The following is a 25,900-nucleotide window of genomic DNA, read 5'->3' as shown; positions in this document are numbered from 1 at the left end:
CAAGATGGCGAAGCGCTGGCTCTCCCTGCTTTATGTCCAGGTGCTGGTTGCCATCGTCCTCGGCGTCACCCTCGGCGCGATCTGGCCCGAGACCGGCGCGGCGCTGAAGCCGCTCGGCGACGGCTTCATCAAGCTGATCAAGATGGTGATCGCCCCGGTCGTCTTCCTCACCGTGGTCCACGGCATCGCCAGCGTGAAGGACGCCGGGCGCATCGGCCGCGTCGGCATCAAGGCGCTCGTCTACTTCGAGGTGGTCTCCACCTTCGCCCTCGCCATCGGGCTGATCGTCGCCAAGGTCTTCCAGACCGGCTCGGGCTTCAACATCGACCCGAGCCAGCTCGATGCGAAGGCGGTGCAGGGCTACGCGCAGCGCGCGCAGGCCGACAGCGTGGCCGACCACTTCATGCACATCATCCCGGACACCTTCATCGGCGCCTTCGCCGGCGGCGACCTGCTGCAGGTGCTGTTCCTCGCCGTGCTGACCGGCTTCGCCATCAACGCCCTGCCCGAGCGCGCGCGGGATGCTGCGAGCCATGCCGTCGACAGCCTCAGCGCCATCTTCTTCGGCGTGGTCAAGATCGTGGTGCGGGCGGCGCCCGTCGGGGCCTTCGGCGCCATGGCCTTCACCATCGGCGCCTATGGCTTCGGCTCGCTGATCCGCCTCGGGGAGCTGGTGGCGACCTTCTACCTCACCTCCATCCTCTTCGTGCTGGTGGTGCTCGGCAGCATCGCCTGCTTCTGCGGCTTCTCCATCATCCGCTTCGTCGCCTATATCCGTGAGGAGCTGCTGATCGTCCTCGGCACGTCCAGCAGCGAGAGCGTGCTGCCTCAGATCATGCAGAAGCTCCGGCGCCTCGGCTGCTCGCCCAATGTGGTGGGGCTCACCGTGCCGCTCGGCTACAGCTTCAACCTCGACGGCACCAATATCTACATGACGCTGGCGACGATGTTCCTCGCCTATGCGACGAACACGCCGCTGACGCTCGGGCAGGAGCTCACCATCCTGCTGGTCGCCATGCTGACCTCGAAAGGCGCCTCGGGTGTGACCGGCGCCGGCTTCGTGACGCTGGCGGCGACGCTCTCCGTCATCCCCGACATTCCGATCACGGCGTTGGCGGTGCTCGTCGGCATCGACAAGTTCATGAGCGAGTGCCGCGCCCTCACCAACCTGATAGGCAACGGCGTCGCCTGCGTCGCCGTCAGCCGCTGGGAGGGCGAGCTGGACTCCACCCGCCTTGCCGCCGAGCTGGCGCGCGGGCCGAACACCCATGCGCTGGAGGATGCGGCGCCGATCCGCGCGCCGGCGGAATAGCTTGCAGGCGGCGGCGCGCCGGGCGAGGCTCTGCCCGGAGGTGCCCTGCATGAGCCTCGCCGATCATATCCGCGCTGAGAGCGCCCGCCTCGCCGCGCTCTGCACCGCCTGCGGCGACTGCGTCAGCGCCTGCCCGATGACGCCCTATGCGCCGGGCGTCGCGGAGGCCGGGCCCGCCGCCGTCGCCGCCGGCCTGCGCGACGTGCTCCTCGCCGGCCCAGGCACCCCCGCGGCCCGCGCCTGGATCGCCGCCTGCACCCGTAGCGGCGTCTGCACCCCCGCCTGCCGCGAAGGGATCGACCCTGCCTTCATGCTCCGCCTCGCCACTTGGCGGGCCAAGGGCGCGCTGGGCGACGGGCCGCTGATCGCGGTGAAGGAGGACACGCAATTCTCGCCCAAGGTGAAGGCCTTCGCCCGCGTCACCCTCACCGAGAAGGAGCAGCGCGAATGGCTGTAGGCAATCCCGGACCGGCCGATTCAGGCCTTCGGGCTGCGCCCTCCGGTCATCGGACGGCCGAGCGGGCCATCTTCTGGTATGGCTGCAACATGACCCGCCATGGCGAGGTCATCCGCGCCACTTCGCGCCTGCTGGAAGCCGTCGGCGTTGAGGCCGCGCCGCGCGGCGGCCCCGCCTCCTGCTGCGGCAGCCCGAAGGATGCCAATGCCCGCATCAACGAGGGCATGGCCCGCCGCACCATCGAGGCCTTCAACGCGACGGGCCGCGGCACCGTCGTCACCTGGTGCCCGTCCTGCCACATGAACATGCAGGACAGCATGGCCCCGGTGACGCCCACGAATTTCGAAACCGTCCACGTGACGGAAGTGCTCCACGCCCGGCGCGAGGCGCTCCGCCCGTTGCTCAAGCGCCCCATCCCGGCGCGGGTGCTGCTGCATGCCCATCTCGGCTTCGACGGCCGCGTGCCGGTGAACGATCTGGTGCCGGACCTGCTTCGCCTCGTCCCCGGCCTCGATCTGGTCGAGCACCGGTGCCGCGTGCCGGGCCACATGTGCTCCTCCCTCGCCGCCGTCCCCGGCGCGCTGGCCGATGCCCAGCGCGCGACGCTCGCCGCCATGGCGGAGACGGGCGCCGACACGCTCTGCACCATCTTCCATTCCTGCCACCGAGAATGCGTGGCGCTGGAGCAGAACCACCCGGTCCGGGTGGTGAACTGGGTCCACCTCCTCGCCTGGAGCGCCGGCTGGGAGGCGGAGGACGGCTACAAGGCGATGCGCAATGCCGCCGACCCACGCGCCGCCCTCGGCGAGGCGTTGGTCGATGCCGCCGGCGAGGTGCCCTTCACCCGGCTGGTGGAGCCGGAGCTGCGCAAGCCGCCCGCGATCTGAGCCGCTACTCCACCTGCATCCGCAGCTCCGCCACGAGCGGTCGGACCTGGGCCAGCTGGGCCCGCACGGCGGCACCGAATTCCTCGGCCGAATTGCCGCCCGGCTCCGCCCCCAGGTCGGCGATGCGGCGCGCTACCTCCGGATGCCGCGCGGCGGCCGCGACCTCCTGCTGCAGCCGCGCCAGGATCGGCGCCGGCGTGCCGGCCGGGGCGAAGAACCCGTTCCAGCCCAGCAGCTCGATGCTCGGATAGCCCTGCTCGCGCGCCGTCGGCACCTCCGGCAATGCGCTGGCGCGCTGGGCGGCGAGGGTGGCGACCGGGCGCAGCACCCCGGCCCGGATATTCGCCAGCGAGGAGGACAGCTGGTCGCCGCCGAACTGAATTCGTCCCGCCAGCAGGTCCTGCACCAGCGGCGCCGCGCCCCGGAAGGGGATGTGGTCCATGCGGATGCCGGCGTCGCGCTTCAGCACCTCGCCCACCAGGTTGATGGTGCTGCCCGGCCCGGTGGAGCCGTAGAACAGATTGCCACGCTCCTTCGCCACCGCGACGAACTCGCGCAGGTCGCGCGCCGGCACCGACGGGTTCACCAGCAACATCATCGGCACGTTGGCGCCCATCGAGACCGGCGCGAAATCCTGCTCGATCCGGTGCGGCGCGCGGCCGGCGAATTCCAGCGCCGCCGTCGTCGTGCAGAAGGTTAGGTTGTGGAACAGCAGCGTGTGGCCATCGGGCGCGGCCTTCGCCACCACATCCGCCCCGATCGAGCCGCCGCCGCCGCCACGGTTCTCGACCACGACGGATTGCCCGAGCGTCTCCGTCAGGCGCTGGGCATAGAGCCGCGCCAGCAGGTCGGTCGTGCCGCCTGCTGGGAAGGGTACGATGATGCGCACCGGCCGCGCCGGCCAGGCTTCCTGCGCCGTTGCACTGCCGGCCAGCGCCGCGGCCAGCCCCCCGAGCACTCCACGCCGTCCCATACGCACCGTCATGGCCTCCTCCCTTGGGATCGTCTCAAAGCCTCAGCCCTCGATGCTGAGGTTCAGCCGCTCGGCGATCTCTGTCCATTCCCGCAGGTTGCGCGCGATCTGAGCCCGGAAGGTGGCCGGGTCCTGGTAGCTCGGGATGGTGTCGATCGCCAGCAGCCGCTGATGCGTCTCGGGCTTCATGGCGGCCAGCCGGAAGGCTTCGACCAGCCGGTCGAGCACCGGCTGCGGCGTCCGCGCCGGCGCCAGCAGGCCGGAGAAGCCGCTGAAGCTGAAGCGGCTGGAGAAGCCCAGCTCCTTCAGGTTCGGCACATCCGGCATGGAGGGGACGCGGCGGTCGCCGCTCGCGGCAAGGGCCCGGATGCGCCCGGCCTTCATCATCTCGCCGGCCGCCGCCATGCTGTGGAAGCCACCATGGATGTTGCCGCCCAGCATGTCCTGCAGCATCGGCGTCTCGCCGCGATAGGAGACATGCGTCATCTCGAGCTTCGCCTCCTCCGCCAGCATCAGGGCGAAGGCATGGCCGGTGCTGCCCGGCGCATAGGAGCCGAAGGAGAGATCCCGCCCGCGCCCCCAGTCGGTGAACTGCGCCATGGTCCTGACCTCGGCCGGCACCTTCGACCCGACGCAAAACAGGATGGAGGTGGTGCCGAGCCGCCCGATCGGCGCGAAATCCGCGACCGGGTCGTAGGGAAAGCGCCGCATCACCACCGGCGTCTGCACATGGGTGGTGATGGTGAAGAGCAGCGTATAGCCATCCGCCGGCGCCTTGGCCGCAACCTCGGTGCCGATCAACCCGCCGCCGCCGCCGCGATTCTCGATGACGACGGGCTGGCCGAGCTCGGCCTGCATCCCCTCGGCTGCGATCCGCGCCCAGGTATCGGTGCCGCCACCGGGCGGGAAGGGGACGAGGAAGCGGATCGGCCGGTCGGGATAGCCGCCCTGCGCATGGGCGATGGCGGGCAGGGCCAGCAGGCCGGCCAGGGTGCGCCTATGGATCATCTCAGCCATCCACGCTGAGGTTCATCGACGTCGCCAGCTCCGTCCATTGCCGCAACTGCATCGTCATCTCCGCCTTGAACTCGGCCGGCGGCAGATAGCCGGGGATGGTGTCGATCTCCAGCAGCCGGCGCAGCACGGCCTCGTTCCGCATCGCCCCGGCGAAGCTCTCCGCCAACCGCGCCAGGATCGGCGGCGCCACGCGCACGGGCGCGAAGAGGCCGATGAAGCCGGAATTGCCGAAGGCCTCCGGATAGCCGAGGTCGATGAAGCTCGGCAGGTCCGGCATGGAGGGGATGCGCCGCCGCCCGAGCGTCGCCAACGGCCGCAACCGGCCCGAGCGGATATAGTCCCCCGCCGCCGTCATGCTGTGGAAGCCGCACTGGATGCGCCCGCCGAGAATGTCGGTCAGCATCGGCGCCTCGCCGCGATAGGCGATATGTGTCATGCCGAGCTTCTCCACATCGGAGAAGAGCTGGGCGAAGGCATGCCCCGAGGAGCCGGTGGCGTAAGAGCCGAAGGAGAGATCCTTGCCGCGCGCATAGGCGACGAATTCGGCGAGCGTCGTCGCCGGGATCTCCGGCCGGATGCAGAAGGGCAGGGGCGTCGTGCCCATCTTGCCGATCGGCGCGAAATCCTCGAGGGGCTGGTAGGGCCAGCGGCGGAACACCACCGGCGACTGGATCAGCGGGCTGATGGTGAAGAGCAGCGTATAGCCATCCGTTGGCCCCTTCGCCACGTACTCGGCACCGAGCATGCCGCCCGCGCCGCTGCGATTCTCAATGACGATGGGCTGGCCGAGATCGGCGCCCATCGACTCGGCGGTCAGGCGCGACCAGATATCGGTCGCCCCGCCGGCGGGGAAAGGGACGATGAAGCGGATCGGCCGGTCCGGATAGGCGCCCTGCGCCAGCGCAGGCGCGGCGAGCAGCGCAGCCCCGAGTGCGGGCAGCTTCCGGCGATACATGGCGGTCCCTCCATCTTTTGGAGGCAGAGTGGCCGAGCTTCGCCGCCGCTTCAATCCCGCCGCGCCGCATAGGCCGGCAGCGACCACCCGCGGGCGATGGCCGCGGCGCGGATGGCGAGGCAGAGCGCCATGCCGGCTAGCAGCGCCGTGTCCCGCCAGATGCCGTGCATCCGCAGCAGCACGAAGGCCGCGGCGCCGGCGAGCGCGGCCAGCGCATAGACCTCCTTGCGCAGCAGCAGCGGGATCTCGTTGCAGACCACGTCCCGCAGCACGCCGCCGAATGTCGCCGTGGCGACGCCGAGCAGCACCGCCGCCCAAGGAGCGACGCCGCCGACCAGCGCGATCTCCGCCCCGAGTACGGCGTAGAGCGCGAGGCCCACCGCATCCGCCCAGAGCAGGGCGCGGAAGCGGTTCTCGATCCGGTGCGCCGTGAAGAAGACCAGCACGCCGACGGCGCTGGCGACCGCGAGCAGCGCCGGGTCGCGCAGCCAGAAGACCGGGGTGCGGCCCATCAGTAGGTCCCGCACCGTGCCGCCGCCGAAGCCGGTGACGGCGGCGATGAGCATGAAACCCACTAGGTCCAACTGCTTGCGCGAGGCGACCAGCGCCCCCGAAGCGGCGAAGACCGCGATGCCGGCCAGGTCCAGCCAGCGCAACAGGGTCTCGAAGCCAATCACGGCGCGCGTCTATTCCGCCGGCACCACCTCGGCCCGCGCCGCAGCCGCGCTCCCCCTCGCGCTGCTCGCGCAGAGCAGCGAGAGGCCGAGCAGCCCGGCGACCACCGGCAGCACCAGCCCCGGGTAGCCGAAGTCGATCAGCATCCCCATCGGCACCGGCGTGATGGCAGAGCCCAGCGGCAACCCGGCCGAGACGAAGCCGAAGACCTTGCCGACCTGCCCTGGCGGGCAGGCATCCTTCAGCATCACGTCGCGCGGGGTGCGCGAGGTGCCGAGCGCCAGCCCCGCCACCACGGCGACGACCGGCAGCAGCGCCTCCGGCATGGGCACGACGCCGAGCGATAGCAGCAGCGCCATGGCGGAGAGGGTCAGCACCGTCACCATGCCGAGCAGGTTGCGCTTCGACGTGTCGGCGATCCAGCCGCCGACCAGCGTGCCGCAGGTCGCACCCACCATGTAGCCGGTGAGCGCCCCGGAGGCGACGAGCACCGGCGTCCCCCAGAGCTTGCCGAGCACCGTCACCAGCCAGGCCTGCACGCCGGAGCCGGCCATGGAGGAGAGCAGGAAGAAGGCGAAGAACAGCAGCATCGGCCGCGACAGCAGCACCTCGCGGCTGGAGAGCGATGCCTCCGCCTTGGCGGGCTTCGCCTGATCGCGTAGCACGCCGCTCTGCAGAAGGATCGCCACCACCACCGGCACGCCGAGCAGGCCTACGGTCAGCAGCGCCCCCCGCCAATCCATCACCCCAAGAAGCAGGGCGATGACCGGGGGCGCGAGGGCGAAGCCAAGGTTTCCGGTGAAGGTGTGCAGCGCGAAGGCCCGGCCCATGAAGGACTTGTTCACGCTGCCCGTCAGGATGGCGTAGTCCGCCGGATGGATGACGCTGTTGCCGATGCCCGACAGCACGGCCAGCGGCAGGATCATCCAGAAGGCCGGCGCGAAGGCCATGGCGGAGACGGAGAGCGCCATCAGCAGCGTCCCGCCAATGAGGAAGGGCCGCGCCCCCCAGCGATCCACCCAAAAGCCGACCGGCGTCTGCAACACGGCCGTCGTCCCGCTCATCAGCGCCACCGACAGGCCGAGCATGGCGTAGGAAACGCCGAATTCCTCCCGCCATTGCAGGAAGAGCGGCGGCAGGCAGAGCATGTAGAAATGCGACAGGAAATGCCCGGTGCCGATCAGCGCGACGATGCGCATGTCTCGGCCGCCGGCGGTGCCGGCTTCGGGTTCAGGCAGGCGGGTCATGAGCAGGCCCCGATCAAGTGTCGCCGCGCCGTTCCGGCCGGCGCTGGCAGTGTCCGGCCAGTCCGGGTTAGCCTTCCGTCATGCGGCGTGCAACCGGGATTGGCCTCGTCCTGCTGGGCGGAGGCATCGCCTTCGGCTTCAGCCAGTGCGACAACACCTCGGAGCAGTGCCGCGAGGCCCGCGCGCAGGGCCTGCCCAATGCCGAGGAACTGTGCCGCAGCTCGCGAAGCGGCGGCCATTCCTCGTCCTCCACCTCTTCGTCCTCGCGTGGCGGCAGCTCGGCCACCACGGCCAGCGCCCGCGGTGGCTTCGGCAGCTCGGCCAGCCATTTCAGCGGGGGCGGCTGATGCAGCGCCTCGCGCAATCCCCCCGCCCGGACCGGCTGGAGCGCGCCCGCCGCATGGGCTTCGCCTTCGCCGAGATCGAGGGCGAGCCCTATTGGGACGAGACCGTCTGCTACGCCTTCACCGCCGCCGAGATCGACACGCTGGAGGCAGCGACCGCCGAGCTCGAGCGCCTCACCCGCCTCGCCTGCGCGCATGTGGTGCGGGAGGATACCGGCCGCGCCCTCGGCCTGTCGGATGCGGCCTGGACGCTCGCCAAACGCTCCTGGCTGCGTGGCGAGCCGAGCCTCTACGGCCGCATGGACCTCCGCTGGGACGACACCGGCCCGCCGAAGCTGCTCGAATACAATGCCGATACCCCGACCGCCCTGTTCGAAGCCTCGGTTGTCCAATGGGAATGGCTGCAATGCACCGACCCCGCCCTCGACCAGTTCAACAGCCTGCATGAGGCGCTGATCGCCGCCTGGCCGCGGCTCGGCCTGCCGGCCCGGGTGCATTTCGCCTGCGCGAAGGACTCGATCGAGGACCGCGGCACGCTCGACTACCTGCGCGACACCGCGATCCAGGCCGGCCTCGCCGCTCCGGCGCTGACCATGGACGAAATCGGCTGGGACGGCCGCCGCTTCCGCGACACCGAGGAGCAGCCGATCGAGGCGATCTTCAAGCTCTACCCCTGGGACTGGCTGCTGGCCGAGGATTTCGGCACCCATATCCCCCGCGCCCCAACCCGCTGGATCGAGCCCGCCTGGCGGCTGATGCCGGCCAGCAAAGCCTTCCTCGCCCTGCTCTGGGCGCTCTTCCCCGACCATCCCAACCTGCTGCCCGCCCATCTGGAGCCCGGCCGCTGCGGCGGCCCGGAGATTGCCAAGCCCTTCTGGGGCCGTGAGGGCGCCAACATCGATGCGCCCGGCGGTGCCACACCCGGTGCCTATGCCGACCAGCCGCGGGTCTGGCAGCGCTATGCCGAGCTGCCCTGCTTCGCCGGCCGCTACCCCGTGCTCGGCAGCTGGGTCGTCGCCGGCGCACCGGCCGGCCTCGGCATCCGCGAGGATGCGACGCCCATCACCCGCGACAGCAGCCGCTTCGTCCCCCACTGGTTCCGGCCGGAGAGCCCCGCATGACCAGCCTCGCCGCGCTGCCGGCCTTCCTCGCGCATTTCCTGGCCGGGCTGGCGCTGCTTGGCGCCGCCTTCCTGGTCTTCACCAGGCTGACGCCGCATGACGAGGTGGCACTCGTCCGTGCCGGCAACCTGCCCGCGGCCGTGGCGCTCGGTGGCTCGGTGATCGGCGCGGCGCTCGCCATCTCCTCGGCCGTCTCGCATTCGGCAAACCTGCTGGATGCGGTGGTCTGGGCCGTCGTGGCCCTGCTTGCCCAGCTCGGCGCCTTCCTGGCGACCTCATGGCTGCTGCCGGAATGGCGCGCGGCGATCGAGCGCGGCGAGATGGCCACGGCGGCCCTGAAGGCCTCGGTCGCCGTGGCTGTTGGCCTGCTCAACGCGGCGGCGATGGTGCCCTAACCCGGCCTTCTACGCTCCCCCACGAACTGGTGTCTGTCGGAACCACTTCAGTGCCAGGGCATAAGCCTGTTTTAACCCCGGCAGGTACAGGGTCGCATCGAAGTACGGGTCCGTGGACCGCATTGCGCAGAAGCCGAGCCGCCGAAGGAAGCCTGCCGGTGCCCAGGACCACCGCCGCAGACCGGACCGGATTCTCCGGCTCGGGTACCAAGGGCCTGAGCATCGGCCTCAGGCTGGCCCTGACCCTCTCGGTCGTCGTCATGGTCTCGGCCGCGTCGGCCGGCGGTGCCTGGTTCGGCTTCAACGGAATCCGATCTTCGGCGACCTGGATCAACCATACCCACCAAGTCATCGGCGGGACGAATCAGGCGATGGCGGCCATGGTCGATCAGGAGACCGGGCTGCGCCGCCACCTCCTGAACGGGAGCCAGGCCTTCCCCGAACCCTACAGATCCGGCCAGGACAGCTTTCGGCTTGCTCTTTCAAAGGTCTGCCGGCTCACCGCCGACAACCCGGTGCAGCAGGCCCGCCTCAACGAGCTCGATCAGGCCGCCCGCAACTGGACGGAGGACCATGCCGGCCGCCTGCTGGCGCTGATGGCCAGGGGCGACAACGCCTCCCGCTCGCAGGCACAGCAGCTGGAGGAGGGCGGCGCCGGCAAGGTGGTCATGGACCGTGTTCGCGCCACGGCGGAGGCGATGTCGGCCAGCGCCGCCCAGGCCAACGGGCAGGCGGGCGACGTGGCCCGCGCTGCGGAGTGGGCCCGCGAGAATGTCGGCACCGTCGCCGCCGCGGAGGAACTCGCCACATCGGTCAGCGAGATCACCCGTCAGGCCGCGGAATCCTCCAAGGTCGCCGGCCTGGCGGTGACGGAGACCCGGCGCACGGACGAGGTCGTCCACAGCCTCGCCGAGGGCGCCCAGCGGGTCGGCGATGTCATGCAGCTCATCACCGACATCGCCAGCAAGTCCAACCTGTTGGCGCTGAACGCGACGATCGAAGCGGCTCGTGCCGGCGAGGCCGGCAAGGGCTTCGCCGTCTTGGCCTCGAGGTGAAGAGCCTCGCCAACCAGACGGCCAAGGCGACGGAGGCGATCTCGGTGCCGGGTCACGGCCGTGCAGTCGGCGACGGCCGAGGCGGTGACCGCCATCCGCGCCATCCAGCAGCGCATCGCGGAGGTGAGCGAGATCTCCTCCGCCATCGCCGCCGCGGTCGAGGAGCAGGGCGCGGCCACCGGCGAGATCGCGCAGAACGTCCAGCACGCTGCCCAGGGCACCGAGGAGGTCACCCGCAACATCGGCGCCGTCAGCGACATCACCGCCGAAACCAGCACTTCGGCGGGCGAGGTGCTGAAGGCCGCCGGCGAATTGTCCCGCAACTCCGAGCGGCTGAGCGCCGGCGTCGGCCCCTTCCTCGCCGGAGTCAAGGCTGCCTGACCTCGGCGGAAGAACCGGGGATGGCGGCCCGCCTCAGGCCGCAGCCGCCATCCCCGGCCCTTCCAGGCTCTCGCGGATGAATCGCATCAGCGGCTCCGCCAGCGGGTTCTGCCCGGCCGCATCGCCGAAGACGCACATCTCCGCCGTCCCCAGCGCCGGCAGCCCCGGCACCTCCACCAGGCCGGGCGGCATCCCGCTGCGGCCCAGCACGCTCAACGCGAAGCCCGCCTGCGCCGCCGCCGCCACGCCGAGGAGGCTGGCCGAGACATAGACCACCTCGAAGGCCATTCCCGCCCGTGCCAGCGCCGCCAGCGCCCGGTCGCGGAACATGCAGCCAGGCGGCAGCATGGCGAGCGGCAGGGGCCGGCCGGCGGGCGCCGCCCAGTCGGGCGCCGCGACCCAGACCACGGCCTCGGTCCAGATCGGCCGTCCCTCCGTCTCGCCATCCCGCCGCTTCCCGAGCACGAGGTCGAGCGCGCCCCGCTCCTGCGCCGCCCGCAGCTCATGGCTGCGGCCGACCTCCACTTCCAACGCGACCTCGGGATAGGTCCGGGCGAAGCGCGCCAGCAGCGGCGCCAAGTTGCGCGGTACGAAATGATCGGCGACGCCGAGCCGCAGCCGCCCGGCCACCGGCGGCGCCACCATCCGCCGCACCGCCTCGTCATTGAGCGCCAGGATGCGTCGCGCATAGGCCAGCAGAGTCTCGCCATCGCGCGTGAGCACGACGCTGCGGCTGGTACGTTCCAGGATGCGGCGCTGCACCACCTCCTCCAGCCGCTTCACCTTCAGGCTGACGGCCGATTGGGTGAGGCCGAGCGCCGCCCCCGCCGCGGTGAAGCCCCCTCGCTCCACCACGGCGACGAAGCAGCGGAGCAGGTCGAGATCGAGATCGGGGATGCGCATGGGCGGAGCTTCCCTCAGCCCATGCGCCGCTTCAATCAGACCTCTTCGTCATAGCCGCCGCCGGCATCATCCATGCCGCCGCCGGTGTCGTAGTTGCTCGTATCCGTGTCGTAGCCGCCGCCGGTCGCGTCCTGGGTGGAGGCATAATCCTGGCCGCCGCCGCCCCAATCGCTCTTCTGGCCGCCATCGCCGCCCCAGCCCTGGTCGGCCGCCGCCGTACCCGGATCGGTCCAGGGCGAGGAGGCCGGCACCGCTTCCTGCCCGAAGGCACCGCCCCCGGTCGCGTCGGACGCGGTGGCCGCCGCCGCCGACCCATGGCTGCCGGAGAAGGCGTTCATCAGCATGTTGCCGACCACCATGCCGCCTGCCACGCCCGCCGCCGTGGTCAGCGCCGTGCCGAGGAAGCCGGAGCCACCGCGCTGCGGCTGCAGCATTCCGGGATTGTAGCCCGGCGGATAGACCGGCTGCGGGGGAGGAGGCATCTGCGGCGACTGCCGGTTGGCACCGCCGCTGCCGAACATGCCGCCGAACAGCCCGCCGCTGCGCGGCTGCTGCGCCGCCTGGGCCTGGGTGCGGGCATTCTGCACCTCCCATTCCAGCTGGCGGATGCGGTTCTGCGCTTCCACCAGCGCCGCCTCTTGCACGAAGGCGGTCTGGGTGATGCGGTAGCGCGCCTCCGGATAGCGGGCGAAGAGGTCGCTGATCAGCGAATCCGCCTCACGGTCGACCGGCGGCAGGGGCGGGCGCGACTGGGTCGCCGGCACGCTGCTGCCGCCCCATGGCCCCGGCGCGGGCGCGGCGGGCGATGCGCCCGCGATCCGCTCCACGAACTGGCTGATGATCCGGCGTTCCTCGTCGTTCATGGTCCTCGTGTCTCCCTGGCCCCGTTCCCGGCGGCCGCCGCCCTGTTGCCGGGCTGGTCCGGCCATCGGTGCCATAGCCGGCGAAGTGGTCCGGCACCCGAACCGTTTCAAGCGGCGTCGATGCGCCCCGGCAGGCCAAGCCGCCGCCATTCGATCACCGGGCAGCGATCCTGCACGAAGCGCAGCCCGGCCGCCCGCGCCCGCTCCCCGGCTGCGTCATCCCGCACGCCGAGTTGCAACCAGACGCTGCGGGCGCCGAGGCGGATCGCCTCGTCCACCACCGCCCCCGCCTCCTCGCTGCGGCGGAAGACATCGACCATGTCGAGCGGCCCGGCCGCGTCGAGGCTCGGCGCGACCGCCGCGCCGTGCAGCACCCCGCCGGCGAGGCCGGGATTGACCGGCGTCACCGCATAGCCGCGCCCGACCAGGAAGCCGGCGACGCCGTAGCTCGGCCGCTCCGGCCGCGCCGAGGCGCCGACCACGGCGATGCGCCTCGTGGTCAGAAGGATGTCGCGGATCTCGTCATCGCTCATGGACCTCGCCTCCGATGCTTGCCTTCCGCCGCGCCGCCCGGCATTCCTGCACGGGCGAGGGCCTGTAGCTCAATGGTCAGAGCGGACCGCTCATAACGGTTTGGTTGCAGGTTCGAGTCCTGCCGGGCCCATCGCTCATTCGCCGATACTCACAGTGGCCGTCCGTCCCGGCAACAGCCGAACCCCCTGCGGCACGCTGTCGATGGCGATCCGCACCGGCACCCGCTGGGCCAGCCGCACCCAGCTGAAGGTCGGGTTGACGTTGGCCAGGAGGCTGGGCCCGGCCGCACGATCGCGGTCCTCGATGCCCCCGGCGATGCTGCCGACATGGCCGCGGATGTCCGCCCGCTCCCCCATCAGCCGCACCCGGGCCGGGGCGCCGGGGGCGATGCGGGGCAGCTTGGTCTCCTCGAAATAGCCCTCGATGCGGATGGTGTCCCGGTCCACCAGCGCCAGCACCGCGCGCCCCGCCGTGACGTAGTCCCCCGGCCGCAGCTCCAGGTTGGCCACCGTTCCGCTGACCGGCGCCATGACCCGCGATCGCTCCAGGTTGAGTCGCGCCAGGTCCCGCTCGGCGATTGCCTGGGCATAGGCCGCCGCCGCCTGGTTGGCGTCCGAGACCGCCCGCTCCTGCGTCTGGACCGAGACCACGCTCTGATCGAGCCGCGTCACCCGCCGGGCATCCCGCTGCGACTGCTGCAACGCCTCCCAGCGCAACTGCGCCGCCGCATCCGCCTGCTGCACCGCCAGCTCGAAGCGCGCCCGGTCGATCTCGAAGAGCAGCGCTCCCCGCTCCACCACCTGGTTGTCCTGCACTGCGACAGCGGCGACGAGCCCGGAGACATCCGGCGCGACGCCGACCACATCCGCCCGCACCCGCCCGTCCCGCGTCCAGGGAGCGAGGATGTAGTAATCCCAGAGCTGCCAGCCGACGAGGCCGGCGAGCGCGACGGCGAGCAGGGTCAGGGCAAGGCGCTTCATGAACCGATCCCATGGGCCAGCACGACGATCCCGCCGAGCAGAATGAGGAAGAGCGCCGCATCGAAGAGCGGCGCGTGCCAGACATGCCGGTACAGGCCGGCCCGCCGCAGCCCGCTCCGGACCAGCGCCGCCAGCAGCAGCGCCAGCAGCACCCAGGCGAGCAGCGCCGGGATGAAGACGCCGAGGATGTCGAGCTCCGCGATCATGCCGCCAGCGCCACCGACCCCGGCAGCACCGGCGGCGGCGCCTCCGGGAACAGCGCCATGCGCAGTCCGCTGAGCGCCAGCGCCGCCGCCCGTGCCGGCGCATTGCCCGGATGGAGGGTGGCGAGCAGCGCCGCATCGATCCGCGCCAGCGCCGCCTCTGGCGGCACGCTGCCGCGGATCAGCCCCGCCGTCGCCGCGATCGCCGCCTTCACCGCCCCTTGGTCCGCCGCCTCCAGCACCGGTTCCGCCGCACGCAGCCGCAGCAAGTTGAAGGCGGCGCGCAGTTCAGCGAGCTCGCGCCGGCCCATCGCCGCCGCGTCCGCCGCGCCAAACCGGGCCGAGAGCGCCTCGAACCGGTCGAGCATGGCGGCCGCGATGCGGCGTAGGTCGGCTGGCTGCCGCCCCTCGGCCAGCCGCACCAGGTCGCGCCGATCGGCCTCCACCAGCCGCTCCACCCGCCAGGCGACGCCCGCCCCGCGCACGAGGCGCGTCACCGTCAGCGCCACGCCGAAGCCGAGCATCATGGCGATCCCGCCCTCGAGGAAGCTGTCGAACTCCGCCCCATAGGTCGACTGCAGGGCAAGCAGCGCGAAGCCGTTGATGGCGACGGGCGCCATCCGCAGCTGCAGGGCGGGCATGGCCAGCAGCGCGCCGACCGGCAGGTAGAGCGCGCCCAGCACCAGCAGCAGCGGCACGAAGCCGTCCACCATCGGCAGCACGGCGAAGAGCATGAAGCCCGCCATGGCCACCGCGACCAAGGTGCCCTCCATGAAGCGCAGGATGGCCGGCGCGGGGTCGTCGAGCTGGGCGAAGAGGCTGGTGCCCACCGCCGCCATCATCGCCGCCGTCGCCCCGCCCGGCCAGCCAGCGAAGATCCAGAAGGCGCAACAGAGGATCACGGCGAGCGCCGCGGCGAGGCCCGACAGCCCGATCAGCAGCGGGTCGGCATGGCCCGGCAGCCCGGCCGGCACCGCCGGCACCCGCCCCGCATGCCTCGAGGCGATGCGCGCCGCATGGGCCTGGCAGGCCACCCAGGTCGCCAGCAGCTCCCGCAGCCGGGCGAGCAGCCCCTCGCGCAGCAGGCCCGGCCAGCCGCCTTGCGCCGCCGCCTCCCGCTCCGCCGCGGCGAGCCGCTCGTCGAGCGAGCGCCGCTCCGCCTCGGCGATCCGCGCCCCGATCGCCGCCGCCACCTCCCGCAGCAGCGGCTCGGCGCGGGCGAGTCCGGCCGGATCGGCCGCCCGCAGCCCCGCCACGCGATCCGCCGCCGAGCTCGCCAGCACCGGCATCCGCCGCGCCTCGCCCCGCAGCACCGGCAGCCAGCGCAGCGCCGCGCGCCCGCCATCCTCGTACCGCGCCTGCTGGAACAGCACGTCGAGTGCCGTCCCGTCGATTGCCAGCCGTCGCCGGTCCTCGGCCAGGCTCGGCAGCTCTCCGCGCAAGGCATCGGCGGCAAGGCGCGCGACCGCCGCCGTCCAGGCCTCCAGCTGCCGCAGCAGCCGCGGCGTTGCCGGGCTCGGCAGCAGCAGCGCATGCAGTGCCCAGGCGCAGGCGATGCCGAGCCCGATCTCCTCCACCCGGAGGAGCGCGGTGGTGAAGATCGCATCCGGCGCGTCCACCGCCGGGAAGCCGATGATGGCCGCCGTGTAGCCCGCCAGCATGAAGCCATAGCTGCGCGGCGTCGCATCGAGCAGCGCTGCGGCGAGGCAGGCCCCCACCCAAAGCGCCATGGCGAGCACCAGCAGCGGCGGCGCGTTGACCAGGTTCGGCACCGTCAGCACCGCGAAGGCGGCTCCGGCGAAGGTCCCGCCGAGCCGCCAGATCCCCTTGGCCCGCAGCGCCCCGGCCGAGGGCTGCGCCGTCACGTAGACGGTGGTCGCCGCCCAGTAGGGCCGCTCCAGCCCGGTGCCGAAGGCGATGAAGAGCGCAAGGGCCGCTGCGGCGGAGGTGACGAGCGAGTACAGCCACTCCCGCCGCCCAGGCAGCCATTGCTCCAAAGCCATCCCCCCGCGCCGCCAGGCCGGCAACGCGGCGTGGGTGGGGCGGTTCAGCGCCGCTCCGCCTCCGGCACCGGCACGTCGAAGCCGTTCAGCGTCACCGAGACCATGCAATAGAGCCCGACCAGGTAGATCAGCTCCGCCGCCCCGTGCTGGCCGAATGCCTCGACCGCCTGCTTGTAGCTCAGCGCCGGCAGCACCCCACCGTTCACCAGGGCAGAGGCGATGTCATAGGCAATCGCCTGGTCGCGCGGCAGGTCCCCCGGTCGTTGTCCGGCGACGATGGTCGCCAGCGTGTCGTCGGCGAGGCCGCGCTGTTCGGCGGCGATGACATGCGCATAAATCTCGTAGGCCGAGTGGAAATGCGCCCCGGTGACGAGGATGGCGATCTCCCGCACCGGCTTCGGCAGGCTGGTGGAGAAGGAAAGCGCCTTGGTCAGTTCCCAGATCGGCCCACCGAATTGCGGCTCGTGCAGCCAGGGGTTCCACGGGCCGAGCAGGGCGCCGTCGCCGTCGATGGTGGCGAAGCCCTTGAAATTCTTTTCGATGCCGGCCCGCATGTCGGCATAGAGCGGCTTCTGCTCCTCGGTCAGCGTATCGGGCTTCATCAGGGGGAGGCGCATGGCGGAATCCTTGTGGCTGCAGCGCCGGCGCGGCCCGGGCAGCGGGCCGCGCGGCCGACCATTCATGGCAGGCGGATGGGCGCCTGCCCACCCGCCCGCAGGTGCCTCGTGCTCACTACGGGACCTGCCGCGCGGTACCGGCACCGCCGCGGTCGCTGCCTCATCCATCCGATGCCCTCCACAGGTCTCGTTGGCTGGGAAACCGGGAGCCATGGCGCGGCCTGCACGGCGGAATGACGTTCGGATGCCATTACGGCTGCGCCGCAAGGCCCCGCGGCAGCCCTCGCCGCTTTCCCTGGGCCGCCCCCGGCGCTAGAACCACGACCAAACGCCCCCGCAGGACCGATGCCCATGGCCTCCTACCAGTACGCCTATGTGATGAAAGACCTGACCAAGTCCTATCCGGGCGGACGCGAGGTCTTCAAAGGCATCACCCTGTCCTTCCTGCCAGATGTGAAGATCGGCGTGCTCGGCCCGAACGGCGCCGGCAAGTCGACGCTGATGCGCATCATGGCCGGGCAGGACAAGGAGTATGGCGGCGAGGCCTGGGCGGCCGAGGGCGTGCGCGTCGGCTACCTGTCGCAGGAGCCGCATCTCGAGCCCGACCTGACGGTGGGCGAGAACGTCATGCTCGCCTTCAAGGAGATGAAGGCGCATCTCGACCGCTTCAACGAGATCTCGCTCGCGTTCGGCGAGGAGATGTCGGACGACAAGATGAACGACCTGCTGGCCGAGCAGGCCGACCTGCAGGAGAAGATCGACGCCGGCGGCGGCTGGGAGATCGACCGCACCGTCGAGATCGCGCTCGACGCCCTGCGCTGCCCGCCGGCCGACAGCCCGGTGACCACCCTCTCGGGTGGCGAGCGCCGCCGCGTCGCCCTCTGCCGGCTGCTGCTCGAGAAGCCCGAGATGCTCCTGCTCGACGAGCCGACCAACCACCTCGATGCCGAGAGCGTCTCCTGGCTCGAGAAGACGCTGCGCGACTATACCGGCGCCGTGCTGATCGTCACCCACGACCGCTACTTCCTCGACAACGTCACCAACTGGATTCTGGAGGTCGATCGCGGCCGGGGCATTCCCTACCAGGGCAACTACTCCGCCTATCTCGAGCAGAAGCGCAAGCGCCTCGCCCAGGAGGAGAAGGAGGAGAGCACCCGCCAGCGCCAGCTCGCCGAGGAGCAGGAATGGATCGGCCGCAGCCCCTCCGCCCGCCAGGCGAAGTCAAAGGCCCGCATCCAGGCCTATGAGGAGTTGCTGCTCCGCAGCCAGGACCGTGCCCCCGACCCGACCGAGATCCAGATCCCGCCCGCCCCGCGCCTCGGCAACACCGTCATCGTGGCGGACGCCATCCGCAAGGGCTTCGGCAACCGGCTGCTGATCGACGACCTCTCCTTCAAGCTGCCGCCGGGCGGCATCGTCGGCGTCATCGGCCCGAACGGCGCCGGCAAGACCACGCTGTTCAAGATGATCACCGGCGTCGACAAGCCCGACAGCGGCACCATGACGGTCGGCGAGAGCGTCCAGCTCGGCTATGTCGACCAGAGCCGCGACAGCCTCGACGACAAGAAGACCGTTTGGCAGGAGATCTCCGGCGGCCAGGACCAGATCGTCATGGGCAAGCGCTCGGTGCCGAGCCGGGCCTACTGCGCCGCCTTCAACTTCAAGGGCGGCGACCAGCAGAAGCCGGTCGGCGTGCTCTCGGGCGGCGAGCGCAACCGCGTCCACCTGGCAAAGATGCTGAAGACGGCGCACAACGTGCTGCTGCTCGACGAGCCGACCAACGACCTCGACGTCGACACGCTCCGCGCGCTGGAGGAGGCGCTGGCCGATTTCGCCGGCTGCGCCGTCATCATCAGTCATGACCGCTGGTTCCTGGACCGCCTGGCGACCCACATCCTCGCCTTCGAGGGCGACAGCCATGTCGAGTGGTTCGAGGGCAACTTCCAGGCCTATGAGGCCGACAAGCGACGCCGCCTCGGCGCCGCGGCCGACCAGCCGCACCGGATCAAGTACCGCCCCCTGACCCGGTAGGGCAGGGCATGGGCCATGCGCATCCCGTGCCCTTGCCGGCACGGCTGGTCCGCACGGCGCGGCTGACCCTCGCGCCGCCGGGCAGGGAGAACCTGCCGGACCTCATTCGGTTGAAAGGTGACCCGCGCGTCTTCGAGCTGATGCTGCACGGTGTCCGCACGGTGGAGATGGCCCGGGCGGAACTCGAAGACGACATGGCCTTCTGGGCCCAGCGCGGTTACGGCACCTGGTGCGTCTTCCATACCGAGAGCGGCGAGTTCCTCGGTATCTCCGGACTGATGGAGCGCCCCGACGGCCGCGGCATCGCGCTGCGCTTCGCCCTCTGGCCGGAATGCCGCGGCCATGGCTATGCGCGGGAGGCGGCGAAGGCCGGGCTCGAATTCGGCCACCGCGCCGGCCTTGCCCGCATCATCGCCGTCGCCTGGGAGCAGAACCATCCCTCCCGCCATGTCCTGACGGATATCGGGATGACGGAGTGCGACGCCTTCGATTATCGCGGGCGCCACATGATCGTCTACGAAAGCTGTCAAACCGGGTCGGCCCAGCCACCGCCTCGCTGACGGATAGTCGGGCACTGGAGCCAGACCCGATCAGGTGGCTTCGCCTGACCGGGGGTGCTCGCCCCGTCGGACGACAAGGCAGGGCGCGTCCGCGAGTCGGTGAAAGAGGGAAACCGCCCTAGAGCGGTTGCCGCTCGCACTGGCTCACGGAGCCCGCTCTAAATTACTGTTTGGTTTGAGCAAGTTACTCGATCCATGACTCCATCTGATCGGAAGTTTGCCCTAACGCGCCTGCTCGCGCTGCGCCAACTGCTGGATCTGCCCGCGCATCGCCGTCAGCAGCGCCGCGACCGATCCGTTGTTGCGCTGGATCACGCTGGAATACTCGCTCCGCTGGGTCAGCCGCAACGAGGTCCCCTCGGCGATCACGTCGACGACCTTCGGCTGCCCGCCGACATCGGCGACGCGCCAGTCGAGCGAGAAGGGGGCGGTGTTCGGCCGCTCGATGACGGTGTTGACCAGCACGTCGTCCTCCGTCCGCTGCTGCGTCCGGCCGAGCGAGAAGCGCACGCCCTGGTATTCGCCGAAGCGGGCAGACAGGTTGCGAATGAGCGTTTCCTCGAAGAGCTTCAGGTATTCCTGCTGCTCCTGCGGCGAGGCCTGGTTCCACCAGCGGCCGAGGATGAAACGGCCGACGCGCTCCACTTCGACGGCGCGGCGCAGGACGGCGGCCACACGCTGCCGCCGCGCCGGCAGGTCGCGGGTCTGGTCGTTGATCGCCGCCACCAGCTCCTGGCCCGTGGTCTGGATGAAGTTGGCGGCGCGGCCGATATCCGCCTGGGCCAGCGCCGGCCTGATGAAGCCCGCCGTGGTGAGGAAGAGGGCCGTGCCAAGAAGGGCGCGGCGGTCGAGGTCATGCATGGTCATCTGTCTCCCGGATCGGCCTTACCTGCGCTGCTGATCCATGCCGGTGCCAACGCCGAATCCCGTACTGGTTGCCGCTGCAGGCGCAATCTCTCCTGCATTGCTGATCTCCGCGGCGCGGCGCTGGCGGTAGGCGCTGCGCAAGGTGGTGTAAGGGTCGAGTGAGGTGCGGTTCACGTCGTCGATCGTGTTGATCAGGCTCTCGCGGGTATCGACCACGGTCACGCCGGCGCGGCCATAGACCAGAGCATCCACCACGGCGCCCTGGCCGAACCAGCTCAGCGGGTCGGAGACGATGCCGAGGCCGAAGCCCAGCAGGTCACGCGGGTTGGAGGGGCCGATGACGGGGATGAACAGGAAGGGCCCCTCGCCGACGCCCCAGCGCGCCAGGGTCTGCCCATAATCCTCGGCATGGCCCCGCACGCCGAACCAGCTCTCGGCGACGTCGAAGATGCCGGCCACGCCGAGCGTCGAGTTGATGACGAAGCGCCCGAGCGTGTCGCCCGCACGGCGCGACTCACCTTGCAGCATGTCGTTGGCGAGGATCACCGGCGTCCGCAGGTTGCCGAGCACGTTGCGGACGCCCGTCCGCACCGGCTGCGGCACCACGGCGCGGTAGCCGACCGCCACCGGCCGCAGCGCATACTGGTCGATCGCCTGATGGACGGCGAAAAGCCGCCGGTTGGCCGGCTCCGCCGGGTCGTTGTTTTGCCGGTACTCGGCCACCGCATCGGGGTCGGAGGCCGGTGGGCGCGTCGCGCAGCCAGCGAGCAGCACGGCCGCCAGGAGCGGGGCGGCGAGGGCAGCCCGGGGGAGGCGAAGTCTGGTTGGCTGACGCATCGGTCCGGTTGCCCTCATCGGTCTTGGCATGGTTGCGGAGAAGGTAGGGATTCATCGGCAGGATGCCATGCATCCCCATGCCGTGCCGATAGGCCCACCGCTGGAGCATGATCGCGTGAGACGCAAATCATGCGACAAAACAACTAGCTAGAACAAATCTCAGACGAGCGGAATCACCCGGGAGGGGAGAATTTGCCCGTTCTTACAACAATCCGGAGTGATCCCCGCTGGCCTGGCCGCGCGAAGGTCGCTCCGGAATGCGTATAACATCGATCCGCTGTAACCGGTAACGCTGCAAACTGTTTCCTTGCGTGACGCTTGCGGAGGTGGGCGTCAATGGGCAGATACTCCGCCATGGACCATGCCCTTCCCGAAGTTCCGCCGCAGGGAACCCTGCAACGCTGGCTCACCGGCCCCCGTTTCGGCGGCCTGCCGAACTTCGCGGAATTGCCGCCGCCGAAACTCTCCTTCGAATTCTTCCCGCCGAAGACCGATGCGCTGGAGGCCCAGCTCTGGTCCTGCATCCGCCGGCTGGAGCCGCTGCGGCCCTGCTTCGTCTCGGTCACCTATGGTGCGGGCGGCACCACCCAGGCCCGCACCCATGCGACCGTGGCGCGGATCGTAAAGGAAACCAGCCTCACCCCGGCCGCCCATCTCACCTGCGTCGGTGCCTCGCGGGCCGAGGTGGACGAGGTGGCGCGCGGCTACTGGGATGCCGGGGTGCGCCACATCGTCGCCCTCCGCGGCGACGCGCCAGCCGGTGCCGAGCGCTACGAGCCGCATCCGGAGGGCTATGCCTATGCCGCTGACCTAGTGGCCGGCCTCACCCGCATCGCCCCCTTCGAGATCAGCGTCGCCGCCTATCCGGAGACGCATCCCACGGCCCTCTCCTCCGACCATGACCTCGACAACCTGAAGCGGAAGATCGATGCCGGGGCGACCCGGGCGATCACCCAGTATTTCTTCGACAGCGAAATTTTCCTCCGCTTCCTCGACCGCTGCGCCGCGGCTGGCATCACCCTGCCGATCGTCCCCGGCATCATGCCGGTCTCGAATTTTAACCAGATGAAGAAATTCTCCGCCATGTGCGGGGCTGGCGTCCCCACCTGGATGGGCCGGCTGTTCGAGGGGCTGGACGAGGACCCGGAGACGCGGCGGATGGTCTCCGTCATCATGGCGGCCGAGCAGGTCCGCCTGCTCCAGGCCAACGGCGTCGACGAGTTCCACTTCTACACGCTGAACCGGCCGGACCTGGTCTATGCCATCGCCCATATCCTAGGCGCCCGGCCGGAGCCTATTCCACCCGGATTCCCTCGGCCCTGATCAGCTCTCCCATCCGCTGCCGCTGATCGGCGAAGAAGGCCCCGAACTCGTTTGGCCCGCTGCCGACCGGGATCATGCCGATCTCACCCAGGCGCTTGACTGCGCCGGGGTCCCGCATCCCGGCCGCCGCGGCCTCCGCCAGGCGGTTGACCGCGAGCTCCGGCGTCCCCCGCGGCGCGTAGAAGCCGAGCCAGTCATAGATGTCGAAGCCGGGGAAACCCTGCTCGGCGACGGTCGGAACCGCCGGCAGGTTCACCAGCCGCTCCTTGGTGCTGACGGCGATGCCGCGCAGCCGGCCGTCGATCACCAGCGGTGCTGCCTGGGGCAGGGTGGAGAAGACGAATTCCGCATCCCCCGCCAGGATACCCGCCACCGAGGCCGCGCCACCCCGGTAGGACACATGGTTGGCCGACAGCCGCGCCTGCCGCAGCAACATTGCCGGCGCCAGATGCGTCGCCGTCCCGGTGCCGGATGAGGCGTAGGGGATCTGCCCCGGCGCCGAGCGCAGCCGCGCCAGCAACCCCTGGAGGTCCTTGGCCGGATGGTCGGGTCGCACCACGCAGATCAGCGGCGACTTCACCATCTGGCTGATCGGCAGCAGCGCCGCGGCGAAATCATAGGGCAGGCCTGGGATGAGCAGGTTGTTCACCGCTCCGGCCGCGGTATCGGCCAGCGCCGTATAGCCGTCCGGCGCCGCCTGCGCGACCACCCCGGCCCCGACCGAACCGCTCGCCCCCGCCCGGTTCTCCAGCACGACCGGCTGGCCGAGCACCTGCTGCATGGCGGGCGCCGCCAGCCGCATCGGGATGTCCGCCCCGCCCCCCGGTGGCCAGGAGATGACGATCCGCACCGGCCTGGTCGGCCAGGCCTCGGCGCGGGCCAGATGCGGCAGGGCGAGCGCCGCCGCCAGCAACGGGCGACGGGGGATGCGGTGCGGCATGGCGGAACCTCCCTTGGCGTTGCGGCCCATCCTGCCGGCAAGCACCGCCACCCGAAAGGCTTTGGGCGCCGGCCCTGGCCGGGCCTACACTCCGCGCAACGCCACAGGAGGAAACGGCGATGCAGCACCAGGGCCCGCTGAATGCGGAACAACTCCGCCAATTCGAGGAGGAAGGCTGGCTCTTCCTCCCCGAGACCTTCAGTCCGGAGGAGGTCGCCGTCCTCGCTCGCGAGGCGGAGGCGATCTATGCCGAGAACCGTCCGGAAATCTGGCGCGAGAAGTCGGGCGCCCCGCGCACCGCCTTCGCCGCCCATACCTTCAACGAGGCCTTCCGCCTGCTCGGCGCCCATCCGCGCCTCATCAACCCGGTCGAGCAGATCTTCGGCGAACGGCTGTACATGCACCAGTTCAAGATCAACGCGAAGGCCGCCTTCACCGGCGATGTCTGGCAGTGGCACCAGGATTACGGCACCTGGAAGCGCGACGACGGCATGCCGGAGCCCCGCGCCATGAACATCGCCGTCTTCCTCGATGAGGTGATGCCGATCAACGGCCCCCTCATGCTGATCCCGCGCAGCCAGGCGCATGGCACGCTGGAGGCCGGGCACGACACCAGCACCACCTCCTACCCGCTCTGGACCCTCGACGATGCCATGGTGACCCGGCTGGTGCAGGAGGGCGGCATCGTCGCCCCGACCGGCAAGCCGGGCGGCGTGCTGATGTTCCACGGCAACCTCGTCCATGGCTCGGCGCCGAACATCACTCCCTACCCGCGGAAGATCGTCTACCTGACGCTCAACGCCGTCTCGAACCACATCCGCACCCCGACCCGGCCGGACTGGATCGCCCATCGCGACTTCACCCCGATCGACCCGGTCCCGGCCGAGGCGCTGACCGATTACGCCCGGCGTTGGAAGCAGGCGGCCGAATAGGCATCCCGCACGCCGCTCCGCCGTTCCTGCCCTGGAGCGGGATCCGCGATCATCGGGTCACCGATCCCGCTCCGGCTTGTTGTCATGTCGCATGATTCACGCCTCCGGCCGTTCCAGCCTCCGGCGATCATGTCCCAACGAGAGGAGGCAGGAATGTCGGGATCCGGCGAGATTCGTCCGCATATGGAAGTGGTTGGCGCCGATGGCGTGCATGTCGGCACAGTGGACGGGCTGGAGCGCGGCCAGATCAAGCTGACGAAGCAGGACGACCCTGACGGCAGCGGCCGGCACCATCATCACATCCCGCTCGGCGCCATCCGCATGATCGAGGGCGACCGGGTTTGGCTGACCATGCCGGCCGGCCAGGCCCGCGCCATGGCCGTCGGCGGCCAGTCACCCGAGGACATGGAGGAGGGCAGCGTCGCGACCGACGAGGCGGGCATCGCCCGGCCGGACCGCACCGGCGTCTCACCGATGGAGGGTGGCGGCACCGGCAACATCCATGGCGGCGGCACCATGGCGCCGAGTGGCGGCGGGACAGGGGGCACCGCCTCCTACAGCCAGGGCAGCGGCGGCGGCATCGCGCATGACCCGAACATGGACCCGAGCGGCCGCGGCGACCCGGACTTGTAGGCGGAAGGGGCCGCCGGGCGGCGGCCCCGTTCATTTGGGACCGAAGGAGGCAAGTTTGTTTGGCAAACCACGCTGACGCCGCAAATCACCAGCACCGATGGCTGGCGACCCTTGCGAACCAGCCGTCGACGCTCGCTGGATCGCCAACACTGGCATCGGGCATCAGCTTGATGACTGGATCAGGCCTATCCCTTGCCCTTGACCAGCGTGTTCGAGGTCATCGATGCCGTTATGAATGCGTGGAACAGTGAGGTATGAAAAGCAGGCTATGTCTTTGTACTGGATGGCTTCGAGCTTCATCCCAACATTGTAGAGCATGACGCAGCAGTGGCCGCGCTACAGCCAATGATATCGGTTTGGTAGTTTAGTTTGATTTCCCGCTCAGGTTGCGCATAGTGGAGGTATGCAGACTACTGACGCACCGCTCCGCGCGCCCCCAGTCGAGGACATCTTCTGGCGTTGGCATTGGGTTCGCGACGCCTCCGGCCACCTGCGGGTCGCAGAATGGCTTCTTGGGAAGGGCTGGCTTTGGGGCGGCCTAGGACCAATGTTGCTAGGTTGGACCTATATCATGCGGGCTACCGTCGAAGATAGCTGGAACGGTTAAGCAAATGGTTGACGTTCCTGCTTCTGACGTAATTCAAGCTGCGAATGGATGGCTTTTTCTTCGTAAAGGTACCAACGACTTAGAAGCGCAGCACACAGGTCGCATTCTTTATAAAGAGAGTGATTTGCGAGCTATGCGACATGCTCTGACGGTGCGAGCCGAACGCTCGCGCTTAGACCCCGTTTGAGAATGCGCGATTGGCGGTGGTTTGGGCTCTGGCCCGGCCCAAATGAGCGGGATGTGGACCA

28 protein-coding genes and 1 tRNA gene are annotated in these 25,900 nt (G+C 70.2%); 14 read left to right on the top strand and 15 right to left on the bottom strand.

The features are described from left to right. Positions 1-4 precede the first annotated feature (4 nt). Genes JMJ56_RS20260 through JMJ56_RS20250 form a run of 3 tightly spaced genes read left to right on the top strand, consistent with a single transcriptional unit; the run spans position 5 to position 2,656 of the window. Positions 5-1,312: a dicarboxylate/amino acid:cation symporter gene (locus tag JMJ56_RS20260; RefSeq protein ID WP_202833592.1), complete on the top strand. Its 1,308-nt coding sequence runs from the start codon at positions 5-7 to the stop codon at positions 1,310-1,312. 49 nt (positions 1,313-1,361) lie between these two features. Further along, positions 1,362-1,769, top strand: a complete 408-nt coding sequence (locus tag JMJ56_RS20255) for a hypothetical protein (protein ID WP_202833591.1) — start codon at positions 1,362-1,364, stop codon at positions 1,767-1,769. Next, entirely contained in the window at positions 1,760-2,656 is an 897-nt protein-coding gene (locus tag JMJ56_RS20250; protein WP_268885050.1) for a (Fe-S)-binding protein, read from the top strand. Before JMJ56_RS20255 ends, JMJ56_RS20250 begins: the two co-directional genes overlap by 10 nt. Positions 2,657-2,660: 4 nt before the next feature. Here JMJ56_RS20250 and JMJ56_RS20245 read toward each other — a convergent pair whose 3' ends face one another. Genes JMJ56_RS20245 through JMJ56_RS20225 form a run of 5 tightly spaced genes read right to left on the bottom strand, consistent with a single transcriptional unit; the run spans position 2,661 to position 7,523 of the window. Further along, complete coding sequence (locus JMJ56_RS20245; RefSeq protein WP_202833589.1) at positions 2,661-3,641, bottom strand: Bug family tripartite tricarboxylate transporter substrate binding protein; 981 nt, start codon at positions 3,639-3,641, stop codon at positions 2,661-2,663. A 30-nt stretch (positions 3,642-3,671) separates the two neighbouring features. Further along, on the bottom strand, positions 3,672-4,637 hold the full coding sequence (locus tag JMJ56_RS20240; RefSeq protein ID WP_202833588.1) for a Bug family tripartite tricarboxylate transporter substrate binding protein: 966 nt from the start codon (positions 4,635-4,637) through the stop codon (positions 3,672-3,674). 1 nt (position 4,638) lies between these two features. Beyond that, positions 4,639-5,601, bottom strand: coding sequence for a Bug family tripartite tricarboxylate transporter substrate binding protein (locus tag JMJ56_RS20235; RefSeq protein WP_202833587.1), 963 nt, complete (start codon positions 5,599-5,601; stop codon positions 4,639-4,641). Positions 5,602-5,651: 50 nt separating this feature from the next. After that, positions 5,652-6,278, bottom strand: coding sequence for a trimeric intracellular cation channel family protein (locus JMJ56_RS20230; protein ID WP_202833586.1), 627 nt, complete (start codon positions 6,276-6,278; stop codon positions 5,652-5,654). A 9-nt stretch (positions 6,279-6,287) separates the two neighbouring features. After that, positions 6,288-7,523 (bottom strand): MFS transporter, encoded by a 1,236-nt coding sequence (locus JMJ56_RS20225; protein WP_202833585.1) that lies wholly within the window; start codon positions 7,521-7,523, stop codon positions 6,288-6,290. A gap of 80 nt (positions 7,524-7,603) precedes the next feature. On the opposite strand from JMJ56_RS20225, the gene JMJ56_RS20220 reads away from it, so the two are divergent. From JMJ56_RS20220 to JMJ56_RS20200, 5 genes are all read left to right on the top strand, one after another. After that, positions 7,604-7,870: a hypothetical protein gene (locus tag JMJ56_RS20220; protein ID WP_202833584.1), complete on the top strand. Its 267-nt coding sequence runs from the start codon at positions 7,604-7,606 to the stop codon at positions 7,868-7,870. After that, positions 7,870-8,988: a glutathionylspermidine synthase family protein gene (locus JMJ56_RS20215; protein ID WP_202833583.1), complete on the top strand. Its 1,119-nt coding sequence runs from the start codon at positions 7,870-7,872 to the stop codon at positions 8,986-8,988. Before JMJ56_RS20220 ends, JMJ56_RS20215 begins: the two co-directional genes overlap by 1 nt. Next, entirely contained in the window at positions 8,985-9,383 is a 399-nt protein-coding gene (locus JMJ56_RS20210) for a DUF350 domain-containing protein (RefSeq protein ID WP_202833582.1), read from the top strand. Before JMJ56_RS20215 ends, JMJ56_RS20210 begins: the two co-directional genes overlap by 4 nt. A gap of 158 nt (positions 9,384-9,541) precedes the next feature. After that, entirely contained in the window at positions 9,542-10,438 is an 897-nt protein-coding gene (locus tag JMJ56_RS20205) for a CHASE3 domain-containing protein (protein ID WP_202833581.1), read from the top strand. Between the two features lie 60 nt (positions 10,439-10,498). Then, positions 10,499-10,819, top strand: a complete 321-nt coding sequence (locus JMJ56_RS20200) for a hypothetical protein (RefSeq protein ID WP_202833580.1) — start codon at positions 10,499-10,501, stop codon at positions 10,817-10,819. A gap of 33 nt (positions 10,820-10,852) precedes the next feature. On the opposite strand, the gene JMJ56_RS20195 is transcribed toward JMJ56_RS20200, so the two are convergent. From JMJ56_RS20195 to JMJ56_RS20185, 3 genes are all read right to left on the bottom strand, one after another. Further along, entirely contained in the window at positions 10,853-11,722 is an 870-nt protein-coding gene (locus JMJ56_RS20195; protein WP_202833579.1) for a LysR family transcriptional regulator, read from the bottom strand. 35 nt (positions 11,723-11,757) lie between these two features. Then, on the bottom strand, positions 11,758-12,585 hold the full coding sequence (locus tag JMJ56_RS20190; RefSeq protein WP_202833578.1) for a DUF2076 domain-containing protein: 828 nt from the start codon (positions 12,583-12,585) through the stop codon (positions 11,758-11,760). A gap of 107 nt (positions 12,586-12,692) precedes the next feature. Further along, positions 12,693-13,118 (bottom strand): CoA-binding protein, encoded by a 426-nt coding sequence (locus JMJ56_RS20185; RefSeq protein WP_043362215.1) that lies wholly within the window; start codon positions 13,116-13,118, stop codon positions 12,693-12,695. Positions 13,119-13,176: 58 nt separating this feature from the next. Here JMJ56_RS20185 and JMJ56_RS20180 point away from each other — a divergent pair. After that, a tRNA-Ile gene (locus JMJ56_RS20180) sits at positions 13,177-13,249 on the top strand. A gap of 4 nt (positions 13,250-13,253) precedes the next feature. Here the strand turns inward: JMJ56_RS20180 and JMJ56_RS20175 are convergent. Genes JMJ56_RS20175 through JMJ56_RS20160 form a run of 4 tightly spaced genes read right to left on the bottom strand, consistent with a single transcriptional unit; the run spans position 13,254 to position 16,922 of the window. Next, a complete protein-coding gene (locus JMJ56_RS20175; protein WP_202833577.1) occupies positions 13,254-14,099 on the bottom strand; it encodes an efflux RND transporter periplasmic adaptor subunit in 846 nt (281 codons plus the stop codon). Next, on the bottom strand, positions 14,096-14,305 hold the full coding sequence (locus tag JMJ56_RS20170) for a DUF1656 domain-containing protein (RefSeq protein ID WP_202833576.1): 210 nt from the start codon (positions 14,303-14,305) through the stop codon (positions 14,096-14,098). The genes JMJ56_RS20175 and JMJ56_RS20170 overlap by 4 nt, the downstream gene beginning before the upstream one ends. Next, complete coding sequence (locus JMJ56_RS20165) at positions 14,302-16,305, bottom strand: FUSC family protein (protein ID WP_202833575.1); 2,004 nt, start codon at positions 16,303-16,305, stop codon at positions 14,302-14,304. The genes JMJ56_RS20170 and JMJ56_RS20165 overlap by 4 nt, the downstream gene beginning before the upstream one ends. Before the next feature lie 44 nt (positions 16,306-16,349). Next, complete coding sequence (locus JMJ56_RS20160; protein ID WP_236038096.1) at positions 16,350-16,922, bottom strand: carboxymuconolactone decarboxylase family protein; 573 nt, start codon at positions 16,920-16,922, stop codon at positions 16,350-16,352. A 351-nt stretch (positions 16,923-17,273) separates the two neighbouring features. Here JMJ56_RS20160 and ettA point away from each other — a divergent pair, with 351 nt between their 5' ends. After that, positions 17,274-18,953: an energy-dependent translational throttle protein EttA gene (ettA, locus tag JMJ56_RS20155; protein ID WP_202833574.1), complete on the top strand. Its 1,680-nt coding sequence runs from the start codon at positions 17,274-17,276 to the stop codon at positions 18,951-18,953. A gap of 8 nt (positions 18,954-18,961) precedes the next feature. After that, positions 18,962-19,513, top strand: a complete 552-nt coding sequence (locus tag JMJ56_RS20150) for a GNAT family N-acetyltransferase (protein ID WP_202833573.1) — start codon at positions 18,962-18,964, stop codon at positions 19,511-19,513. A gap of 222 nt (positions 19,514-19,735) precedes the next feature. On the opposite strand, the gene JMJ56_RS20145 is transcribed toward JMJ56_RS20150, so the two are convergent. Together JMJ56_RS20145 and JMJ56_RS20140 are read right to left on the bottom strand one after the other, a co-directional pair. Beyond that, a complete protein-coding gene (locus JMJ56_RS20145) occupies positions 19,736-20,374 on the bottom strand; it encodes an MlaC/ttg2D family ABC transporter substrate-binding protein (protein ID WP_236038094.1) in 639 nt (212 codons plus the stop codon). Positions 20,375-20,398: 24 nt separating this feature from the next. Next, positions 20,399-21,217: an MlaA family lipoprotein gene (locus JMJ56_RS20140; protein ID WP_202833571.1), complete on the bottom strand. Its 819-nt coding sequence runs from the start codon at positions 21,215-21,217 to the stop codon at positions 20,399-20,401. A 354-nt stretch (positions 21,218-21,571) separates the two neighbouring features. On the opposite strand from JMJ56_RS20140, the gene metF reads away from it, so the two are divergent. Beyond that, positions 21,572-22,540, top strand: coding sequence for a methylenetetrahydrofolate reductase [NAD(P)H] (gene metF / locus JMJ56_RS20135; protein ID WP_202833570.1), 969 nt, complete (start codon positions 21,572-21,574; stop codon positions 22,538-22,540). Here the strand turns inward: metF and JMJ56_RS20130 are convergent. After that, a complete protein-coding gene (locus JMJ56_RS20130) occupies positions 22,512-23,480 on the bottom strand; it encodes a Bug family tripartite tricarboxylate transporter substrate binding protein (protein WP_202833569.1) in 969 nt (322 codons plus the stop codon). The genes metF and JMJ56_RS20130 overlap by 29 nt on opposite strands. A gap of 119 nt (positions 23,481-23,599) precedes the next feature. Here JMJ56_RS20130 and JMJ56_RS20125 point away from each other — a divergent pair, with 119 nt between their 5' ends. Together JMJ56_RS20125 and JMJ56_RS20120 are read left to right on the top strand one after the other, a co-directional pair. Beyond that, positions 23,600-24,412, top strand: coding sequence for a phytanoyl-CoA dioxygenase family protein (locus tag JMJ56_RS20125; RefSeq protein ID WP_202833568.1), 813 nt, complete (start codon positions 23,600-23,602; stop codon positions 24,410-24,412). Between the two features lie 153 nt (positions 24,413-24,565). Then, positions 24,566-25,045, top strand: a complete 480-nt coding sequence (locus JMJ56_RS20120; RefSeq protein ID WP_202833567.1) for a DUF2171 domain-containing protein — start codon at positions 24,566-24,568, stop codon at positions 25,043-25,045. Positions 25,046-25,900: the final 855 nt, after the last annotated feature.

This window comes from Belnapia arida, from assembly GCF_016773205.1.
GTDB lineage: Bacteria > Pseudomonadota > Alphaproteobacteria > Acetobacterales > Acetobacteraceae > Belnapia > Belnapia arida.
Note: the sequence above shows the minus strand (reverse complement) of the source record. Positions and strands in the feature narration are given on the sequence as shown.

Bases quoted from the DNA above. Each gene is read 5' to 3' on its own strand.
- JMJ56_RS20175 (WP_202833577.1), bottom strand. From the start codon at position 14,099: ATGAAGCGCCTTGCCCTGACCCTGCTCGCCGTCGCGCTCGCCGGCCTC.
- JMJ56_RS20140 (WP_202833571.1), bottom strand. From the start codon at position 21,217: ATGCGTCAGCCAACCAGACTTCGCCTCCCCCGGGCTGCCCTCGCCGCC.
- JMJ56_RS20130 (WP_202833569.1), bottom strand. From the start codon at position 23,480: ATGCCGCACCGCATCCCCCGTCGCCCGTTGCTGGCGGCGGCGCTCGCC.
- JMJ56_RS20190 (WP_202833578.1), bottom strand. From the start codon at position 12,585: ATGAACGACGAGGAACGCCGGATCATCAGCCAGTTCGTGGAGCGGATC.
- JMJ56_RS20185 (WP_043362215.1), bottom strand. From the start codon at position 13,118: ATGAGCGATGACGAGATCCGCGACATCCTTCTGACCACGAGGCGCATC.
- JMJ56_RS20225 (WP_202833585.1), bottom strand. From the start codon at position 7,523: ATGACCCGCCTGCCTGAACCCGAAGCCGGCACCGCCGGCGGCCGAGAC.
- JMJ56_RS20215 (WP_202833583.1), top strand. From the start codon at position 7,870: ATGCAGCGCCTCGCGCAATCCCCCCGCCCGGACCGGCTGGAGCGCGCC.
- metF (WP_202833570.1), top strand. From the start codon at position 21,572: ATGGACCATGCCCTTCCCGAAGTTCCGCCGCAGGGAACCCTGCAACGC.
- JMJ56_RS20170 (WP_202833576.1), bottom strand. From the start codon at position 14,305: ATGATCGCGGAGCTCGACATCCTCGGCGTCTTCATCCCGGCGCTGCTC.
- JMJ56_RS20255 (WP_202833591.1), top strand. From the start codon at position 1,362: ATGAGCCTCGCCGATCATATCCGCGCTGAGAGCGCCCGCCTCGCCGCG.
- JMJ56_RS20195 (WP_202833579.1), bottom strand. From the start codon at position 11,722: ATGCGCATCCCCGATCTCGATCTCGACCTGCTCCGCTGCTTCGTCGCC.
- JMJ56_RS20120 (WP_202833567.1), top strand. From the start codon at position 24,566: ATGTCGGGATCCGGCGAGATTCGTCCGCATATGGAAGTGGTTGGCGCC.
- JMJ56_RS20210 (WP_202833582.1), top strand. From the start codon at position 8,985: ATGACCAGCCTCGCCGCGCTGCCGGCCTTCCTCGCGCATTTCCTGGCC.
- JMJ56_RS20160 (WP_236038096.1), bottom strand. From the start codon at position 16,922: ATGCGCCTCCCCCTGATGAAGCCCGATACGCTGACCGAGGAGCAGAAG.
- JMJ56_RS20260 (WP_202833592.1), top strand. From the start codon at position 5: ATGGCGAAGCGCTGGCTCTCCCTGCTTTATGTCCAGGTGCTGGTTGCC.
- JMJ56_RS20250 (WP_268885050.1), top strand. From the start codon at position 1,760: ATGGCTGTAGGCAATCCCGGACCGGCCGATTCAGGCCTTCGGGCTGCG.
- JMJ56_RS20240 (WP_202833588.1), bottom strand. From the start codon at position 4,637: ATGATCCATAGGCGCACCCTGGCCGGCCTGCTGGCCCTGCCCGCCATC.
- JMJ56_RS20145 (WP_236038094.1), bottom strand. From the start codon at position 20,374: ATGCATGACCTCGACCGCCGCGCCCTTCTTGGCACGGCCCTCTTCCTC.
- ettA (WP_202833574.1), top strand. From the start codon at position 17,274: ATGGCCTCCTACCAGTACGCCTATGTGATGAAAGACCTGACCAAGTCC.
- JMJ56_RS20150 (WP_202833573.1), top strand. From the start codon at position 18,962: ATGGGCCATGCGCATCCCGTGCCCTTGCCGGCACGGCTGGTCCGCACG.
- JMJ56_RS20235 (WP_202833587.1), bottom strand. From the start codon at position 5,601: ATGTATCGCCGGAAGCTGCCCGCACTCGGGGCTGCGCTGCTCGCCGCG.
- JMJ56_RS20220 (WP_202833584.1), top strand. From the start codon at position 7,604: ATGCGGCGTGCAACCGGGATTGGCCTCGTCCTGCTGGGCGGAGGCATC.
- JMJ56_RS20245 (WP_202833589.1), bottom strand. From the start codon at position 3,641: ATGACGGTGCGTATGGGACGGCGTGGAGTGCTCGGGGGGCTGGCCGCG.
- JMJ56_RS20125 (WP_202833568.1), top strand. From the start codon at position 23,600: ATGCAGCACCAGGGCCCGCTGAATGCGGAACAACTCCGCCAATTCGAG.
- JMJ56_RS20165 (WP_202833575.1), bottom strand. From the start codon at position 16,305: ATGGCTTTGGAGCAATGGCTGCCTGGGCGGCGGGAGTGGCTGTACTCG.